Below are 315 nucleotides of genomic sequence, written 5' to 3' on the forward strand. Positions count from 1 at the left end.
CACCGACACCTGTTCGGCGACCAGCAACGCGTGCAGGTCTTCCGGGGAAGCGGCCACCGACTCGGGCACCACCACCAAACGCCCGCCATGCAGCAACGCACCCCAGATCTCCCACACCGAGTAGTCGAAGGCCAGCGAGTGACACTGCGTCCACACCTGATCCGGCCCCGTCGGCACCGGCGCCGCACCGGCGAACAACCGGGTGACGTTGCGATGGGTGATCGCCACCCCCTTAGGAGTGCCGGTGGTTCCGGACGTGTAGATCAGGTAGGCGACATCGTTGGGGCCCGGCATCGTCAGTCCTGCGGCCGAATA

1 protein-coding gene is annotated in these 315 nt (G+C 66.7%); it reads right to left on the minus strand.

Annotated features, from left to right (window positions below; genetic code table 11):
* Window positions 1–315, minus strand: a 315-nt coding sequence (locus tag BST27_RS30955; RefSeq protein WP_139805536.1) for an AMP-binding protein, incomplete at both ends; no start/stop codon positions are given.

The organism is Mycobacterium intermedium (genome assembly GCF_002086275.1).
In the GTDB taxonomy this organism is placed as follows: Bacteria; Actinomycetota; Actinomycetes; order Mycobacteriales; family Mycobacteriaceae; genus Mycobacterium; species Mycobacterium intermedium.